Annotated in this window: 16 protein-coding genes; 9 read left to right on the forward strand and 7 right to left on the reverse strand. The window is 61.4% G+C overall.

All coding sequences use genetic code 11. The annotated features are described in order from the left end of the window. The 4 genes from PH605_RS09755 to PH605_RS09770 all read left to right on the forward strand — a co-directional run bounded on the left by PH605_RS09755 (position 1) and on the right by PH605_RS09770 (position 2,889). Entirely contained in the window at positions 1–624 is a 624-nt protein-coding gene (locus PH605_RS09755) for a YfbR-like 5'-deoxynucleotidase (protein WP_161987831.1), read from the forward strand. Beyond that, entirely contained in the window at positions 621–1,139 is a 519-nt protein-coding gene (locus PH605_RS09760; RefSeq protein ID WP_142844796.1) for a tyrosine phosphatase family protein, read from the forward strand. Before PH605_RS09755 ends, PH605_RS09760 begins: the two co-directional genes overlap by 4 nt. Positions 1,140–1,214: 75 nt before the next feature. Then, positions 1,215–2,036 (forward strand): mechanosensitive ion channel family protein, encoded by an 822-nt coding sequence (locus PH605_RS09765; RefSeq protein WP_065654121.1) that lies wholly within the window; start codon positions 1,215–1,217, stop codon positions 2,034–2,036. A 166-nt stretch (positions 2,037–2,202) separates the two neighbouring features. Then, the gene (locus PH605_RS09770; protein ID WP_142844795.1) at positions 2,203–2,889 is read left to right on the forward strand and encodes a metal-binding protein ZinT; all 687 of its coding nucleotides are present in this window, start codon (positions 2,203–2,205) and stop codon (positions 2,887–2,889) included. 52 nt (positions 2,890–2,941) lie between these two features. Here PH605_RS09770 and PH605_RS09775 read toward each other — a convergent pair whose 3' ends face one another. The 3 genes from PH605_RS09775 to PH605_RS09785 all read right to left on the reverse strand — a co-directional run bounded on the left by PH605_RS09775 (position 2,942) and on the right by PH605_RS09785 (position 5,798). Next, a complete protein-coding gene (locus PH605_RS09775) occupies positions 2,942–3,760 on the reverse strand; it encodes an ABC transporter permease (RefSeq protein WP_080856177.1) in 819 nt (272 codons plus the stop codon). Further along, complete coding sequence (locus tag PH605_RS09780; protein WP_065654124.1) at positions 3,757–4,545, reverse strand: ABC transporter ATP-binding protein; 789 nt, start codon at positions 4,543–4,545, stop codon at positions 3,757–3,759. Before PH605_RS09780 ends, PH605_RS09775 begins: the two co-directional genes overlap by 4 nt. Positions 4,546–4,754: 209 nt before the next feature. Then, entirely contained in the window at positions 4,755–5,798 is a 1,044-nt protein-coding gene (locus PH605_RS09785; RefSeq protein ID WP_142844794.1) for an ABC transporter substrate-binding protein, read from the reverse strand. A 290-nt stretch (positions 5,799–6,088) separates the two neighbouring features. Here PH605_RS09785 and PH605_RS09790 point away from each other — a divergent pair, with 290 nt between their 5' ends. The 4 genes from PH605_RS09790 to PH605_RS09805 all read left to right on the forward strand — a co-directional run bounded on the left by PH605_RS09790 (position 6,089) and on the right by PH605_RS09805 (position 12,005). Next, a complete protein-coding gene (locus PH605_RS09790; protein WP_080856175.1) occupies positions 6,089–7,648 on the forward strand; it encodes a VOC family protein in 1,560 nt (519 codons plus the stop codon). Between the two features lie 111 nt (positions 7,649–7,759). Then, positions 7,760–10,510, forward strand: coding sequence for a DUF2339 domain-containing protein (locus PH605_RS09795; protein ID WP_161987830.1), 2,751 nt, complete (start codon positions 7,760–7,762; stop codon positions 10,508–10,510). Next, positions 10,507–11,151 (forward strand): HD domain-containing protein, encoded by a 645-nt coding sequence (locus PH605_RS09800; protein ID WP_059752335.1) that lies wholly within the window; start codon positions 10,507–10,509, stop codon positions 11,149–11,151. Before PH605_RS09795 ends, PH605_RS09800 begins: the two co-directional genes overlap by 4 nt. An 11-nt stretch (positions 11,152–11,162) precedes the next feature. Further along, positions 11,163–12,005 carry an MOSC domain-containing protein gene (locus PH605_RS09805; protein ID WP_142844793.1) on the forward strand — a complete coding sequence of 281 codons (843 nt, stop codon included), beginning with the start codon at positions 11,163–11,165 and terminating at the stop codon, positions 12,003–12,005. A gap of 175 nt (positions 12,006–12,180) precedes the next feature. On the opposite strand, the gene PH605_RS09810 is transcribed toward PH605_RS09805, so the two are convergent. Next, positions 12,181–12,915, reverse strand: coding sequence for a class I SAM-dependent methyltransferase (locus PH605_RS09810; RefSeq protein WP_142844792.1), 735 nt, complete (start codon positions 12,913–12,915; stop codon positions 12,181–12,183). Positions 12,916–13,093: 178 nt separating this feature from the next. Here PH605_RS09810 and PH605_RS09815 point away from each other — a divergent pair, with 178 nt between their 5' ends. Further along, positions 13,094–14,308, forward strand: a complete 1,215-nt coding sequence (locus tag PH605_RS09815) for an MFS transporter (RefSeq protein ID WP_161987829.1) — start codon at positions 13,094–13,096, stop codon at positions 14,306–14,308. On the opposite strand, the gene recO is transcribed toward PH605_RS09815, so the two are convergent. From recO to PH605_RS09830, 3 genes are all read right to left on the reverse strand, one after another. Continuing rightward, entirely contained in the window at positions 14,309–15,088 is a 780-nt protein-coding gene (recO, locus tag PH605_RS09820; RefSeq protein ID WP_125145848.1) for a DNA repair protein RecO, read from the reverse strand. A 69-nt stretch (positions 15,089–15,157) separates the two neighbouring features. Continuing rightward, a complete protein-coding gene (locus tag PH605_RS09825; RefSeq protein ID WP_125145847.1) occupies positions 15,158–15,535 on the reverse strand; it encodes a response regulator in 378 nt (125 codons plus the stop codon). 136 nt (positions 15,536–15,671) lie between these two features. Beyond that, positions 15,672–16,424, reverse strand: coding sequence for a Crp/Fnr family transcriptional regulator (locus PH605_RS09830; protein ID WP_065654134.1), 753 nt, complete (start codon positions 16,422–16,424; stop codon positions 15,672–15,674). Positions 16,425–16,735 lie beyond the last annotated feature (311 nt).

Below are 16,735 nucleotides of genomic sequence, written 5' to 3' on the forward strand. Positions count from 1 at the left end.
GTGGCGCCTGCAAAAAGCCCGCGCGCCTGGCAGCGCATGCTGTCCGGTCGGCGGCTCGATCTGCTCGATCCTTCGCCGCTCGATGTGGAAATCGCCGATATCGCCCACGGCCTTGCCCGCGTGGCCCGCTGGAACGGCCAGACGCGCGGCGACCACGCCTTTTCCGTCGCCCAGCATTGCCTCATCGTCGAGACCATCTTCTGCCGCATGTGCACAGGTGCGACGCCTGACGACATGCAGATGGCGCTTCTGCACGATGCGCCGGAATATGTCATCGGCGACATGATCTCGCCGTTCAAATCCGTGGTCGGCGGCGGTTACAAGACCGTGGAAAAACGGCTGGAAGCCGCCGTGCATCTGCGTTTCGGCCTGCCGCCGCATGCATCGCGCGAATTGAAGGACCGCATCAAGAAGGCCGATACGGTCGCCGCCTTTTTCGAGGCGACGGAGCTTGCCGGTTTTTCCACCGCCGAGGCGCAGAAATTCTTCGGCCTGCCGCGCGGCATTACCCGCGACATGTTCGACATGACGCCCCTGCCCTCAACCGAAGCGCAAAAGCTGTTCATCGAACGTTTCGAGGCCATCGAGGCGATGCGTGCCGTCAAGACGGGGGGTGCGACATGACCGCCATTGTCGTATCGCCGCTGTCGCGGATCGCAGAGATGGCCGTCAAACACAAGGCCCGCGAAATGGTGACGCTGATCGCCAAAGAGCAGTCCTTTCACCGTCCCGCCGTCATTGCCGCAGGCCGGCATCTGACGCTTGCCATGAACGACATCGCATTCAAGGGCACCGCCGATCTCATCGCGCCTGACGATGCACATGTGCTGAAGCTGATCGATTTCGCCCGGCAATGGGACCAGTCAGCACCACTGCTCATCCATTGCTGGATGGGCGTTTCCCGCTCACCCGCCGCCGCCGTCATCGCCGCGCTCAGCCTTTATCCGGACCAGGATGAGATCGAACTTGCGCTGCGCCTGCGCGCCGTCTCGCCCTATGCCACGCCCAATGCCCGCATCATCGCCATCGGCGACCGTCTGCTCGGGCGCGATGGCCGGCTGGTGGCGGCGATCAAAAAAATCGGCAGGGGCGCGGATACGGATGGTAACGTGCCCTTCGTGCTGCCGCTTGGTAACTGAGGTGGTTTTGGCGGAACCCTCACGGCGTCCAGTCGTTACCAACCCTGAAGAGCAATGAAAATCACAGGTTAATTCATGGAACAACAGGCAACGGATATCATCGTCGCATCGCAGGCGGCGTTGCAGCAGGCAAGCGCGCTTGCGGTGCAATATTCCTTCTCGGTCGTCGGTGCGCTTCTGCTGCTGATCGTCGGCTGGCTGGCCGCCACTTTCCTGCAACGCTGGGCTTTTCAGGGCCTGTCGCGCATTCGCGGCTTCGATGCGACACTCGCCGGTTTCTTCGCCGGCGCCATCCGCTATGTGGTTCTCATTCTGGTGCTGGTCATGGTGCTTGGCCAGTTCGGGGTGCAGACGGCCTCCATTCTCGCCGCCCTTGGCGCCGCCGGTCTGGCCATAGGCCTTGCGTTGCAGGGCACGCTGCAGAATATTGCCGCCGGCATCATGCTTCTGGTGCTGCGCCCGTTCCGGGTCGGCGAATATATCGAGACCAGCACGGTCAGCGGCACTGTGATCGAGATCGGGCTGTTTGCGACCGAGCTGAAGACCAGCGACGGGCTTTACCGTCTCGCGCCCAACTCCACGCTCTGGAACGTGCCGATCACCAATTACAGCCGCTTTCCCTCGCGCCGTCACGAACTCAGCCTGACGGTCAAGAATGATGAGGATCTGGCGGCCGCACAGGATATGCTGATGAAAGTCGTGCGTTCGGAGAGCCGGGTTTTGCTGGACCCCGCCCCCGTCACCTTCGTCGATTCGGTCAGCGCCGACAGCGCCACCGTCAAATTGCGCTACTGGGTGCGCAGCGACACTTATTTCGCAACGACCCGCGATGTGACGAAAGCCATGAAACTCGCCTTCGACGAGCGCAAGGCGGAAGTGAGCGCCCAGCCGGCCTGAGACCTCACGTCTTCCTCTCTTTTCAAGCGCGGTGGCTGCAACAGCCACCGCGCTTTTTCGTTGGCCACGTAGCAGCGCGCACTTGCATCCCGCGAATGCGGCCTCTATAGGTCGATACGTAATGTTATTACGTAACTATCTTCGTCGATATGAGAGGGCCGAAACAATGCAGAAGATACTCACCCGCGTCACCGGCGCCGTCGCACTAGGTTCCATGCTGCTGGCGGCAACCGCGGCAATGGCTGCCGGTGGCGACAAATCCGCAGCCCACAGCCACGACCATGGGCACGATCACGGCCACCAGATGACCGAAGCTGAAAAGCAGATTTACAAGGGTTATTTCGAGGATGCGCAGGTGAAGGCGCGCACGCTTTCCGACTGGGAAGGCGACTGGCAGTCGGTCTATCCCTATCTGCTGAACGGCTCGCTTGATTCCGTCATGGCCGAAAAGGCGGCGCATGGCGACAAGACGGCGGCGGAGTACCGCGCCTATTACGAGATCGGTTACAAGACCGATGTGAATCGCATCGTCATCAAGAGCGACAGCGTGGCGTTTTATAAGGACGGCAAACCCGCTGAAGGCACCTATGTCAGCGATGGCCATGAAATCCTGACCTACAAGAAGGGCAATCGCGGTGTCCGCTACATCTTCAAGAAAACCGGCGGCGATGAGGCCGCGCCGCAATTCATCCAGTTCAGCGACCACTCCATCGCCCCGGTCAAGGCAGGCCATTACCATCTCTACTGGGGCAACGACCGCAAGGCATTGCTGGACGAAGTGACCAATTGGCCGACCTACTACCCGTTCCTGATGGACGGCGGCGATATCGTCGAAGAAATGGCGGCGCATTAACTTCGCACGACATTCCGGCACGGGCATATTCTTCATGCCCGTGCTGCATTCCTTATTGCCCCATAGTGGAGCGATGCGCCCAGCCGGTCATGCGCTTTTCAAGCCAGGCCATGATGGCGTACATGACGATGCCTTCCACCGCGAGCATCAGCAGGCCGGCAAAGACGAGCGGCACATTGAACTGGCTTTGCGCCGAACTCATCATGTTGCCGAGGCCGTAATTGGAGGCGACGGTTTCCGACACCACCGAGCCGACGAAAGCGAGCGTGATGGCGATTTTCAGCGAACCGAAGAAATAGGGCATGGAGCGCGGAATGCCGACCTTCAGCATGATGTCCATCTTCTTTGCGCCAAGCGCCCGCAGCACATCTTCCGTTTCCGGCTCTATGGTGGCAAGCCCGGTCGCGACGTTGACGACGATGGGGAAGAAAGAGATCAGGAAGGCGGTCAACACGGCAGGCACTGTGCCGATGCCGAACCAGATGACGAGGATGGGCACCAGCGCCACTTTCGGGATGGCGTTGAAGCCGATCATCAGCGGATAAAGCCCGGCATAAATGGTTTTGGACCAGCCGATGAACAGGCCGATGGCGAGGCCGGCGGCCACCGCAATGGCGAAACCCAGCGTCGTGGTATAAAGCGTCTGCAGCGAATTCTTCCAGATCGGCGACCAATATTGCAAGATGGCCTGTCCGACCCTTACCGGTGACGGCAGAATGGTGGGCGGCATTTTCAGCGCGTAGACCAACAGTTCCCACAACACGAAAAGCGCCAGCGTATAAAGCCAGGGCGCGGCTTTCACCCAGTTGACGCGGGCAATCAGCGGCTTGCGCGGCTCGGCCGCAACGGTGCCTTCCATGATGGCGCTCATGCCGCCACCCTCGCCTGCGCGATCTCGCCATGCAGTTCCTGCACCATGTCGTTGAAACCCTTGTCATACATGATATCGAGCTGGCGCGGGCGCGCAAACGGCACGCGGTGTTCCGCCAGCACCCGGCCCGGCCTTGCGCTCATCACGAAAATCTTGTCGGCCAGAAATGTCGCCTCGCGCAGATCATGGGTCACGAGGATGATGGTGACGCGCTGCGCGGCGTGCAGGTCGCGGATGACGCACCATAATTCCTCGCGGGTGAAGGCATCGAGTGCACCGAAAGGCTCGTCCAGCATCAGCAGTTCCGGTTCGTGGATCAAGGCCCGGCAAAGATTGGCGCGCTGCTGCATGCCACCGGAAAGCTGCCACGGATACTTCGAACCGAACCCCTTCAGGCCGACGATTTCCAGAAGGCGCTCGGCTTTCGCGACATACTCCGCCTTGTGGGCGCGCAGGCGTCGACGATGTTTCTCGACGATCTCCAGCGGCAGCAGGATGTTCTCAAGCGTGGTGCGCCACGGCAGCATCGTCGGGTTCTGAAACGCCATGCCGACGATGGAAACCGGCTCCGTGACCTGCCGCCCGGCAACGATGACATTGCCCCTCTGCGGAATGTGCAGCCCTGTCACCAGTTTCATCAGGGTCGACTTGCCGCAGCCGGAGGGGCCGACCACGGCGGCGAATTCACCCTTGTCGACCGTGAGATTCAAGCCGGATACGGCCAGCGTGCCGGCGGAGCCGCCATAGCGCATGTCCACACTGTCTATTTCCACGAGATGTGACATTGCTGTTCCCGTTTTAAGTTGCTGATCGGGCGGTTGAACCCTGCAGCGTTGCGGCTTGTTTCTTCTCCCCGCCGGGGAGAAGGTGGCCCGAAGGGTCGGATGAGGGGGCAGCGCCAGCGATAGACCGAGAGCTTGCCCCCCTCATCCCGCTGCCGCGGACTTCTCCCAGGCGGGGAGAAGAAGCATGCCGCACCTGCTCACTTCGTCCATTACGGAAGCATGCGTTCTTCCTTGGCCGGCAGATAGGTCGCGTCGAACACCTGCTCCGCCTTGACGTTGCCCTTCAGGCCAAGAGAAACTTTCAGCGTCTCGATGGAGGCGGAAAGCCGGGCCGGATCGACGCCGCCCATGCCGTTTTCCACCACATAGGGCGTCTTGATATTCATGCTGTTGGCCATGTTGAGGCGTTCAAGCTCGATGGCGCTGTCGAGCGTCTCGTTACGCTTGAGCACGGCCGCCACGCCCTCTTCCGGGTTCTTGACGGAATCGGCGAAGCCCTTGGCCAGCGCTTTCAGGAAGCCCTTCACGGCATCCGGGTTTTTCTCTGCGAAATCAGTGTTTACCAGCACCGCATTGCCATAGAGATTCAAGCCGTGCTCGGCCATCAGGATGGTCGAGATATCGTCATCGGCGATGCCCTGTTTCTTGAGGTTGAGGATCACCGAAAAGGCAAAGCCGAAAACGGCGTCGACATCGCCCTTGGCGAGCATGGGTTCACGCACCGGAAAACCGATCGATTCGATCTCGATCTTGCTGTCATCGAGACCTGCGACCTGCTTGAAGGCGGGCCATTGCGCAAAAGCGCCATCCGGCGGCGGCGCGCCGAGCTTCTTGCCTTCCAGCGACTTCGGATCGCCGGTGACGCCGAGCGACTTGCGGCCCACCACGGCAAAGGTCGGGCGCTCATAGACCATATAAACGGCCTTGATCTTCTGGCTCGGATCCTCGTCGAGGAACTTCATCACCGAGTTGATGTCGCCGAAGCCCATCTGGTAGGCGCCGGTCGCCACGCGCGGAATGGCTTCCACCGAGCCGTTGCCGCTATCGATGGTGACATCGAGACCTTCAGCCTTGAAGTAACCCTTATCGAGCGCCAGCAGGAAACCGGCAGCGGGGCCTTCGAACTTCCAGTCGAGCGTGAATTTCACCGGCGTTTCGGCCCGCGCCTCGACGACCGGCAGCGAAAAACCAGCGGTCACACCGATGGCGGCAATGGTCAGAGCCCTGGTCAACAACCTGCGCGTTAAAATCATCTATTCCCCCTGATGGTTTTGTTGGATTGGTTGCATAAGACCCAATTCCAGCCCTCAAGGCAAGATAAAATTGCATACAAAATAGCCGTTATTTTGTATGCTTATTTTATATGCATAAACGGGCGCAGGGCAGGCAAAAAGCCGGCATTTTGCCCATCGCGCATGCAACGAAGCGAAAGCGGGATCGTTCACGCAGAGAACACAGCGTTCTCATTTGCCGGGGTTGCGGATCAGGGGCAGCGTGCGGCAAATAGGGCCACGAACAGCAGGCGAAACAGCGGGACGGCAAGATGAATTCTGCACTGGGCATACACCACATCACCATGATTACCCGCAAGGTGCAGGCGAATGTGGACTTTTACGCCGGCTTTCTGGGCCTGAGGCTGGCCAAGCGCACGGCCGGTTTCGAAGACGCTATGCAGCTGCACCTGCTTTATGGCGACGATATCGCTTCGCCCGGCTCGCTTCTGACATTTCTCGTCTGGGAAGATGGTGGTCAAGGCCGTGTCGGCTATGGCCAGACGCTGGAGATTTCCGTGGCCATCGATCCCGCCGCCATCGGCTTCTGGCTGACGCGGGCACTGAAATTCGGCATGCGGGCGGAAGGCCCCTCCGATGAGTTCGGCGCTCCGGTCATCCGGCTGAAAGATCCTGACGGCCTGATCGTCAAGCTGGTCGGCACCCACGCCTTTGCCGATGCGACGCCGCATGTGACGGACGATATTTCCGCGCAGGACGCCATTCGCCGCATCTATGGCGCAACGGTGCTGAGCGAAGTGCCGGAAGAAACCGTGGCGTTTCTGGAGAAACATTTCGGTTACCGGCAGGAAAGCCAGGCAGGCGCAATCCGCCGCCTCGTTTCCGAAAGCGGCGACATTATCGATGTGCGCGACGCAACCGGCTTCTGGTCCAGCGCGCCGGGCACCGGCACTGTCGATCATATCGCCTTCCGGGCCAAGGACATGGACGAGCTGAACGCGGTTCATGCCGGGCTGAAATCGCTGAATTCCAGCACCACCAATGCCCATGACCGCAAATATTTCCACTCGCTCTATGTCCGCGAACCGGGCGGTGTGCTGATCGAAATGGCGACCGACGGGCCGGGCATGACCATGGACGAACCGTTGGAATCGCTGGGGGAAAAACTGTTCATCCCGCCGCTCTTCATGAAGGACGAGGCGGATGTGCGTGTCGCCCTGCCGCAATTTGCAATGCCGGGCGAGGAGCGCATCGTCTATCGCGACCTGCCCTTCGTGCACCGTTTCTATACGCCCGAGGAGCCGGATGGCAGCACCATCATCCTGCTGCACGGTTCCGGCGGCAGCGAAACGAGCCTGATGCCGCTCGCGCACCGGGCAGCGCCGCGCGCCACGCTTCTCGGCGTGCGCGGCCGCAGCACGGAGGAGGACATCGCCCGCTGGTTCCGCCGCAATCCCGATTTCAGCTTCGACCAGAAGGATATCGTCTCGGAAGCGGAAGCCTTCGCCGCCTTCGTGGAGGGGGCGATACGGTCCTATGGTCTCGACCGTTCGAAACTGAAGTTTATCGGCCATTCCAATGGCGCAAATTTCTACGCGGCCTTTGCAGCACTTTATCCGGAACTTGCCGGAGACGCCCTGCTCTATCGCCCGATGCCGGTTCTGGAAACATGGCCGCAGGCTGATCTTTCCGGCCGCAATGTCCTGCTTGTGGCGGGAGAACGGGACAAATATCTCGACAAGGCTCACGAATTGCAGGGCCGGCTGGCGGCGAGCGGAGCAAGAGCTGAGATGGAAACGGTTGAGGACGGGCATGAGCTCGGGGTTGCCGATATCGAAGCGGCGCGGCGCTGGCTGGCGGATGTTTCCTGACACGGCGGGAGGGCGTGTGCCACCCACTCGCCACCCAGCCATTCATCAACCGGGCCTTGCATAAATTCACCAAAAGGGCTTTAAAAACAGCTTCGTAATTGGAGAGTCCGTTTGGAAATCCCGCTGTTTATCCTCGCCCTCGTCGCGGCCTTCATCTACACGCTGGTCGCGAGCATCCGCAACTCAAGTCGAATCAAGTCGCTGGAACGGGAAGTTCTCAGTCTCAAGCGGCTGATGGCTGCGGGCGTGACGTCTCCTGCGGCGGCGCAGGCGGAGAGCGCGGAAACCACGGCAAAACCGGATTTCGAGGCGGAAGAGAAAAGCAGGGCGACTGCGGAAGACGCCTCCGAACCCCAGGAAGCCGCCGCCATCGCGCAGGCGGAAGACCCCGTCAGCGAGGAAGCACCTTCCGCTCCTGCGAGCGATACGGCATCCGCTCCGGCGACGAAGGAAAGCTTCGAAAGCCTGCTCGGCGCGCGCTGGGCCGTCTGGGCCGGCGGGCTGGCGCTGGCGCTCGGCGGTATTTTCCTCGTCAAATATTCGATCGAATCGGGGCTGCTCAGCCCGGCGGTCAGGCTGTCGCTCGCCGCCATTTTCGGCCTCCTCCTCGGGCTTGCCGGCGAGGCTGTCCGCCGCAAGGCGGTGCCGGGCATCGCCGCCACCTATTCCAACGCCATGATACCGGGCGTGCTGACGGCGGCCGGCGCCTTGACGCTGTTCGGCGTGGTTTATGCGGCCTATGGCATTTATGGCTATATCGGCCCCGGCGTGGCTTTTGGCCTGCTTGGGCTCGTCGCCTTCGCGACCATCGGGCTTTCGCTGCTGCACGGGCAGGCGCTGGCCGGCCTCGGCCTTCTCGGTTCGATGCTGACGCCGGCGCTGATTTCTACCGAAACGCCGAATATCTGGGCGCTCTTCCTGTTCCTCACCATCTCCTGGCTGGCAACAGCGGCCGCGGCGCGCAGGCAGGGCTGGACCGTGGTTCCCTCTCTCGCCAATGCCGGCCTCGGCTTCTGGGCGCTCGGCTATATCGGCTTTTCCGAAACGATCAGCGCCGAACCGCCAACGCTTGCCCTGCTCGTCATGCTGGCGGGAACCATATTGCTCTGGCCGGGCAAGGCATTCGACACGCCGCCTGCCGAGGCCGGCGAAACCGCCGCTCCCGAGCGGCGCGCCATCCGCGCCCTGCGCCTTCTGCTGCGCCCGTCGCTCGCTCTCAATCTCACCGTGTCGATGGCCGTGATCCTGCCGGCCATGGGTTTCCTGTTTGCCGATGGCGGTATCGACACCCATCCGGCACTCATCGTTTCAGCGCTCACCGCCGCCCTTGCGGCCCTTGGCGCCGCCCGCCACTATGCGGTATGGCCCGCCATTATCGCAGCGCTCGGCGCGCAGGCTGCCGTGTCGCTGATGTCGCGGCAGGGCATCGACTTCATCGGCCTTATCAACGATACGTCCGTGTCCCTTCCGCCCGTATCGGTCGGCTACACGGCGGAAATCGCCATGGCGCTCGGCCTCGGGGCTGTCTTCGTGCTCTGCGCCTTCTCTTTCCTGAAACGCAAAGGCGCTGAAGATGCGGATTTCGCCCAGCTCTGGGCCGGTATCGCAGCACTTTTCCCCGTCTGGCTCGCCACCTCAAGCTTTGTCGAATACGGCAATCTCGGCCGTGACTGGCTGCACGCCGCCTATGGCCTCGGCCTTGGGCTGGTGTTGCTTGCGGGCGCCGAGTGGCTGCACCGGCAGAACAACGAGGCCTATCGCAAGCCGCTGAACATCCTCGTGCTCGGCTCCTTCGCCGCCTTTACGCTTTGCCTGCACACGCTGACGCAGGGGCTTGCGACGACCGTGCTGCTCTCCGTCATCGGTTTCGTTTATGTGCTCGCGACACGTTACCGCAACTGGGATGTGCTGCCCTGGGTGATGGCCGTGGCGAGCGTTGCCGTTCTCGGCCGCATCGCCTGGGAACCCACCATTGTCGGGCCGCAGAACCTCGGCACCACGCCGGTCTTCAACGCGCTTCTGCCGGGTTACGGCATTCCCGCACTGCTGGCTGTCGCTTCGGCATGGCTGCTGCGCGACTGGCCGGGGGTCAGGGCGAAGAACTTCCTGCAGGCAATTGCCAGCGTCATGGGGCTTCTCGCCGTCGCCATCCTCATCCGCCACGCGATGAATGGCGGCACGCTGGATGACAGCGTGCCGACGCTTGGCGAACAGTCGATCTACACGCTGCTGACCATCGGCTTCTCGGGCGTCTTGATGACGCTGGACCTGAAGAGCCCCAGCCCCGTCTTCCGCTACGGCTCGATGATTGCCGGCGTGATTGCCGTCATCAATGTGCTGACGATGCATTTCTTCACGCTCAACCCCTATTTCACCGGCGAAAATACCGGCAGCATTCCGTTCCTCAACCTGCTGCTGATCGGCTACCTGTTGCCGGCGCTCGCCTATGGCGGCCTGGCCTATTATGCGCGCGGAAAACGTCCGCCGCCCTATGTCAGCATGCTGGCGGTGGCAGGTGCGGCACTCGGCTTTGCCTGGGCCACGCTTTCGGTGCGCCGTTTCTGGCAGGGCGAGAACATTGCCGACTGGAAGGGTTTCCTGCAGGGCGAGACCTATAGCTATTCGGTGGTCTGGCTGCTGATCGGCGTGTTGCTGCTCGTGCTCGGCTCGCGCTTCAATGCCCGCAGCCTGCGTCTTGCATCCGCCGCCTTCGTGCTGATCTCGGTTGCCAAGGCGTTCCTGATCGACATGAGCAACCTCGAAGGCGTGCTGAGAGCGCTGTCCTTCATCGGTCTTGGCGCAGTGCTGATCGGCATCGGCCTGTTCTACCAGAAAATCCTCACCCGGAAGCCGCAGGCATGATCGCGGCCGAGGCTTTCGCGCCCTATGCGGCGCTTGCGCAGGACCTGATACCGCACGCCGCCGATACGGGCGACGGCTCGCATGATCTTGCCCATATTCACCGCGTCTTCCGCAACGCCATGCGCATCCATGCGGGCGAAGGCGGCGATGGCACTGTGCTGGCCGCCAGCGTGCTGTTGCATGATTGCGTGGCGGTGGAGAAGAACTCGCCGCTCCGCGCGCAGGCCTCACGGCTGGCGGCGGAAAAAGCCTCGGGCATTCTTGAAGCCCTTGGCTGGCGACGCAGCGATATCGACGCCGCCGCCCATGCCATCACCACCCACAGCTTTTCAGCCAATATAGAGCCGCAGACGCTGGAGGCGAAAATCCTTCAGGATGCCGACCGGCTGGACGCCATCGGCATGGTGGGAGCGGCGCGCTGCTTTTATATTGCGGGACGCATGGGCTCGGCTCTCTACGACCCGGTCGACCCGCTGGCGAAGGAGCGGCCGCTTGACGACCGCGCCTTTGCCATCGACCATTTCGAAACCAAGCTGTTCAAGCTGGCCGACGGCTTTCGCACCGAGACGGGCCGGCAGATGGCCAAGGCCCGCCATGAGCGGCTGAAACAGGTGCTGGACCTGTTTCTCGACGAGATTTGAGGAGACCCGAGATGCGTGTGACCGAGCTCAACATCTATCCGCTGAAAAGCGCGCGCGGCATTCCCCTCTCCGAAAGCACTGTTTCGGCAGAAGGCCTGCCGGGCGACCGCCGCGCCATGCTCATCGATCCCACCGGCCATTTCATCACCCAGCGCGAATTGCCGGCCATCGCTACGGTTCTGGCCCGGCACGAGGATGGCGGCATGGCGCTTTCGCGGGAAGCGAATGGCGAGGTTCTCGCAAGGCCTTCCGGGGAGCGCATGGATGTGGCGGTGTGGAAATCAATCGTCAGCGCCAACATAGCCGATGACGAGACCAACGACACGCTCTCGGCATGGCTGGGGCGCGCGGTGAAGCTGGTGTTCTTCGACGACGCCTCGAAACGCATTGCAAGCCTCGAATGGACCGGCAACGAAACGCCCGTCACCTTTGCGGACGGTTACCAGATACTCGTCACCACCACCGCCTCGCTTGCCGCGCTGAACGACAATATGCGCGCCAATGGCGAGGACGCGGTCGGCATGGAACGCTTCCGGCCCAATATCGTGCTTGATACGGACGAGCCATGGGCCGAGGACCGCTGGGCGGCCATCGAGATCGGCGGCATTCGCTTCGATCTGGTCAAACCCTGCGCCCGCTGCATCATGACCACGCAGGACCAGACGACCGGCTCCCGCGATGTGCCCTCCCCCATGAAAGCCATGGGCCGCATCCGCATGTCCGGCGACCGGCGCGTGCCCGGCCCGCTGTTCGGCTGGAACGTGACGCCGCGTGGTGAAGGCAGGCTATCCGTCGGTGATGTAGCGAAGGTGACCGAGGAAAGGCCGGAAGGCTGGGCGATCAAGCGGCGGTAAGCCGGTCCAGGTCAGATCGAGCCTAAGGGACGCGGATGTCCTCCCTCATTCCTGTGCTTGTCACAGGAATCCAGTCAGCCCAAGTCCTTGGGCTGAAAAGACTCTTTCCGCCACGCAGACGCGTGTCGACTGGATCCCTGTGACAAGCACAGGGATGAGGAGAGGATGGAATCGATCACGGCTTGCGAGCGCTGACGATCAGAAAGATCGGGCGGCGATCTTCGTGCTTCATCTCCGGTCGCTCCGCGAGCAAGGCGGGATCGGGCCTCGGCTCGGCCAGACGCGTCAGGGCAAAGCCGGCAGAAAGCAGGCTGTTGAGAATGCCTGACATCGTGCGGTGATATTTGACCACATCGTCCGCCATCCATTTGGAATGGCGCACGCCCTCGCTTTGATAATTATCGAGCGGCCAGTGCAGGATTTCGCCATCCTCGCCATAAAACCAGTCCTGTTTTTCCAGCGCCGTGAAAACGGGGTGTTCGATGGAAAAGATGAAATCGCCGCCGGATTTCAGCACGGCGAAAATCTTTGCGAATGCCATGTCGAGATCGCGGACGTAATGCAGGGCGAGAGAACTCAGCACCACATCGAAACTTTCCTGCGGAAAATCGATGTCTTCGATAGCGGCGCGACGGTATTCGATGCCGGGCCCGCCATTTATCTCGGCGGCACGGCGCAGCATATTCTCCGACAGATCGACGCCAACGATATGGGCCGCCCCCTGCTCTGCGGCATAACGGCAATGCCAGCCGAAACCACAGCCGAGATCGAGAAACTCCGTGCCTTTCAGCTCCGGCAGCATGGCGCGCAATTTATGCCACTCGCCGGCCTGACGCAGACCTTCCAAAGAACGCGGCATGGCGCTATAGCGCTCGAAAAACCCGGGATCGTCGTAGATATTCTGTTTCATCGTCGTCTCTCCGGTGGCGGCATGTGGGGCATTCCATCAATCCCATGAATAGTGGCCGTCAAGAAAAGTCGCTAGTGGGACCGGCTGACAAAAGATAATATTCATCCCATCGTAGCGGAATCTGCGGCAAGCCATGTCCCTATTTTTTGGGACGCGGCGCCGCGATGGGGGAATATTCATGTCGCAAGCCACACGCCAGACCATGCCCTGGCTGATTATCGCCGCCGGGTCGCTGATCGCGGTCATGACCTTCGGCCCCCGTTCCGCCATGGGCTTTTTCCAGCTGCCGATGCTCGCCGATACCGGCTGGGACCGTTCCACCTTCGGTCTCGCCATGGCCCTGCAGAACCTCTTCTGGGGGCTCGGTCAGCCCTTCTTCGGCGCCATCGCCGATAAATACGGCACTGGCCGCGTGCTCGTGCTTTCCGGCCTGCTTTATGCTGCCGGCCTCATCTGCATGTCCTTCGGCACCTCGCCCTTCTGGCTGCATTTCGGCGGCGGCGTTCTCGTCGGGCTCGGCATTGCCGCCGGCTCCTTCAGCGTCATCCTTTCGGCCTTTGCGCGCCATGTCACGCCGCAGCAGCGTTCGCTCGCCTTCGGCATCGGCACCGCGGCGGGCTCAGCCGGCATGTTCCTGTTCGCGCCGATCAGCCAGGGCCTGATTTCCACCTATGGCTGGTCGGACAGCCTCGTCTGGCTTGCCGCGATGATGATGCTCGTGCCGCTGCTCGCCTTTCCGATGCGTGGCAATTCCTCTTCCGGCAGCCAGTCGCAGGCGCAGTTCCAGCAGACGGCGGGCGAAGCGCTGAAAGAAGCGCTCGGCCATAAAAGCTACCTGCTTTTGACCACGGGCTTTTTCGTCTGCGGTTTTCAGGTGGCCTTCATCACCGCGCATTTCCCGGCCTATCTCGGCGATATTGGCATCGAACCGCGCTACGCCGTCATCGCCATGGCGCTGATCGGCTTCTTCAACATCATCGGATCGCTTGCCGCCGGCGTCATCGCCCAGCGTTATTCGAAACCCTATCTGCTGGCCTATATCTATATCGCCCGCTCGGTTGCCGTCACCGCTTTCCTGCTCCTGCCGCAATCGCCGCTTTCAGTCATCATCTTTGCGGCCGTCATGGGCATTCTCTGGCTTTCCACCGTGCCGCCGACCAATGCGCTGGTGGCGATCATGTTCGGCACGCGCCATCTCGGCATGCTCGGCGGCGTCGTGTTCCTGTCGCACCAGATCGGCTCGTTCCTCGGCGTCTGGCTCGGCGGTTTCCTTTACGACAGGCTGGGTTCTTATGATCTCGTCTGGTGGCTGGGCGTCGGCATGGGGATTTTCGCGGCCATCGTGCATTGGCCCATTCAGGAGCGACCGGCTCCGAGGCCTGCAATGGCCTAGTCAGACGGCCTTATCGAGGGCGGGCGACATCGCCCTGCCCTCCTTCGCCCTGCGCTCAAGCGCCTTCAGCGCCGCCTGCACGAAACCGTCGCGGGCGGCGTTTTCGTTGAGGCCACGCGGATCGTAGACATGCCGGTTGAGGAAATGAGCGGTGAGGCGGAAAGCAGCCGCGAGGCTGTCAGGATCGGCGGCCTTCGACTGGCCTTCGCTTAAGAAAGCCGGAAGCGACAGCATCCGCTCCGCATAGGGCGCACCTGCCGTGCGGCAAACCGCCCTGCCCGTTTTCGGCGATACATAGATGAGGTCGGTGCGCAGCCCCGTCGCCGCGCATTCGGTGAGATCGAGCCCGAAACCGAGTTCGTTCAGCACCGCCAGTTCGAAGCGCACGAACAATTCCCCGGCATCGACGGGGTCATGCAGATTGTCGAGAATGATATCCAGCGCCTGATAGAGATGCGGGTGCGGATCGCGCTCCGGCAGAAGCCTGAGCAACGCGCCCATGGCCTGCACACCATAAACGGCGGTCGCTGTTTCCATCAACTGCGCAGCGCGCAGTTGCAGCGGCTCGATGCGGAATTCACCCAGATGATCGTGGAGGCGCGCCCGCCAGATGACATCCACCCGGTTGCCCGCCTGTAGCACAGGCTGCATGCTGCGGGAACGGCCGGAACGCACCAGCCCCAGATGGCGGCCACGCGAAGGGGTCATCACCTCGGCGATGACACTCGTCTCGCCGTGGCGTTTGACGCCGAGAATGATTGCCTCTTCCTGCCACTGCATGAAACGCGTCCGAATTTCGATTCAGGAGTTCGATTCAGGCCCGATCATACCCGATCTGGCGGCAAAACGTTATTCTTTTACGGCACCGTCAACCACGCCGACGAGGTTGAGAACGAAATCGATAATTTCGTTTTCCCCGAAGGGTTTGCCGAGCAACGGCGCGTGCGTGAGATCTTCCGGAAAACCCGTCGTGTCACCATAACCGCTGACGAAACCGAAGGGAATGCCCGCATCGCGCAGCCCGCGCGCGAAATCGTAGCTCTTGCCGTCGGTGAGGCTGACATCGAGAAGCACGCAATCGGCGCCATCCTCTTCGACAGCCTGCCTCGCCTGCGCAAGCGTGGTGGCGATGGCGACGGATTCCACCCCCATGGACTGGAGAACCGCTTCCACATCGAGCGCCACCAGATATTCATCCTCAACGATGATAACCCGTTGTGGCACCATATGTTTTCTTCTTCCCAAAAAGAGGACCGCACGGCTCGAAGCTGCGGTCTCCGACATGATTCTCCCGTCAGATAACACGACAGGAGTCGCAAATTGCGGCTGCGCCGTCATTTAAAAAAGACATGTCAAAGGAAGATCAGATGAAGGGCCTCTGCCGCTTTTCATCGCTTTCCCAACCCGCCACGTTGGTCAAGCCGGCATCGTCCAGCACCAGACAGCCCTTGTCCGTCCAGCGGATGAGACCGCGATCGACGAGCTTTCTCAAGGTCTTGTTGGTGTGAACGATGGACAGGCCAAGCGTATCGGCAACGTGTTGCTGGGTGACCGGGATCGGTGTTTCGCCGGGGATGAGGTTGACCGCTTTCGCCTTGCGATAAAGAAACGCGATCAGATAGGCGGCGCGTTCCAGCGCGGTGCGGCGGCCGATGCTGAGGAGGTGGTTGTCCAGCATGCGTTCCTCGCTCGCCGCGATCCAGGTGAGGTCATAGGCAAGCGTCGGGTGATCGGTGAAGAGGTTGTTGAGGCGGGAGCGCTCGAAGACGCAGAGCGTCACCGGCGACAGCGCCTCCACCGAATGCTGCATTTCCCCCATCACCGTGCCCTGAAGACCGACGAGATCGCCGGGCATGACATAGTTGAGGATTTGCCGCCGGCCGTCCTCAAGCGTCTTGTAACGGAAAGCCCAGCCCTGCAGAACGGTGTAAAGATGGGCGCTGTGCGAGCCTTCCATCAGGATGACGGAGCCGCTTTCCACCGCAAGTTCCCCCGTCTTGAAACGCGAGACGAAATCCAGTTCGGAAGAGGAAAAATCCCGGAAATGCGGTAGGTCGCGCAGGGGACATTGCTGGCACGGGGTGGTGGAAATTCCGTTCGGTTTTTTTGGCGACATGAATATCCATCATCGAAAAAGGTTGCGCCCAATTGTTTTGGAACAACCCGCCCGAACGTATTCGGTTCCCGATGGTGAGTGAAGATATTCAGTTCGTTCCGGGATTGCGTCGCGCCCCGTCTCGAACACAAAAAAGCGAAGGGCTTGGGCAATCTCGACGTTCGCGTTGGTTCGCGACATTTCCCGCCCGTCATTCCGGCCTTGTGTGGACGTATTGTGGTTTACTTGATGCATAGGCCGGGATGCGCATCCCGGCCTATGCAGGCAGGCGGCCGTATTTCCGGACTGGTTTACGCAGCCGAGATCAAGCA

The organism is Agrobacterium sp. CFBP 3001, from assembly GCF_027871605.1.
Classification (GTDB): Bacteria; Pseudomonadota; Alphaproteobacteria; order Rhizobiales; family Rhizobiaceae; genus Agrobacterium; species Agrobacterium leguminum.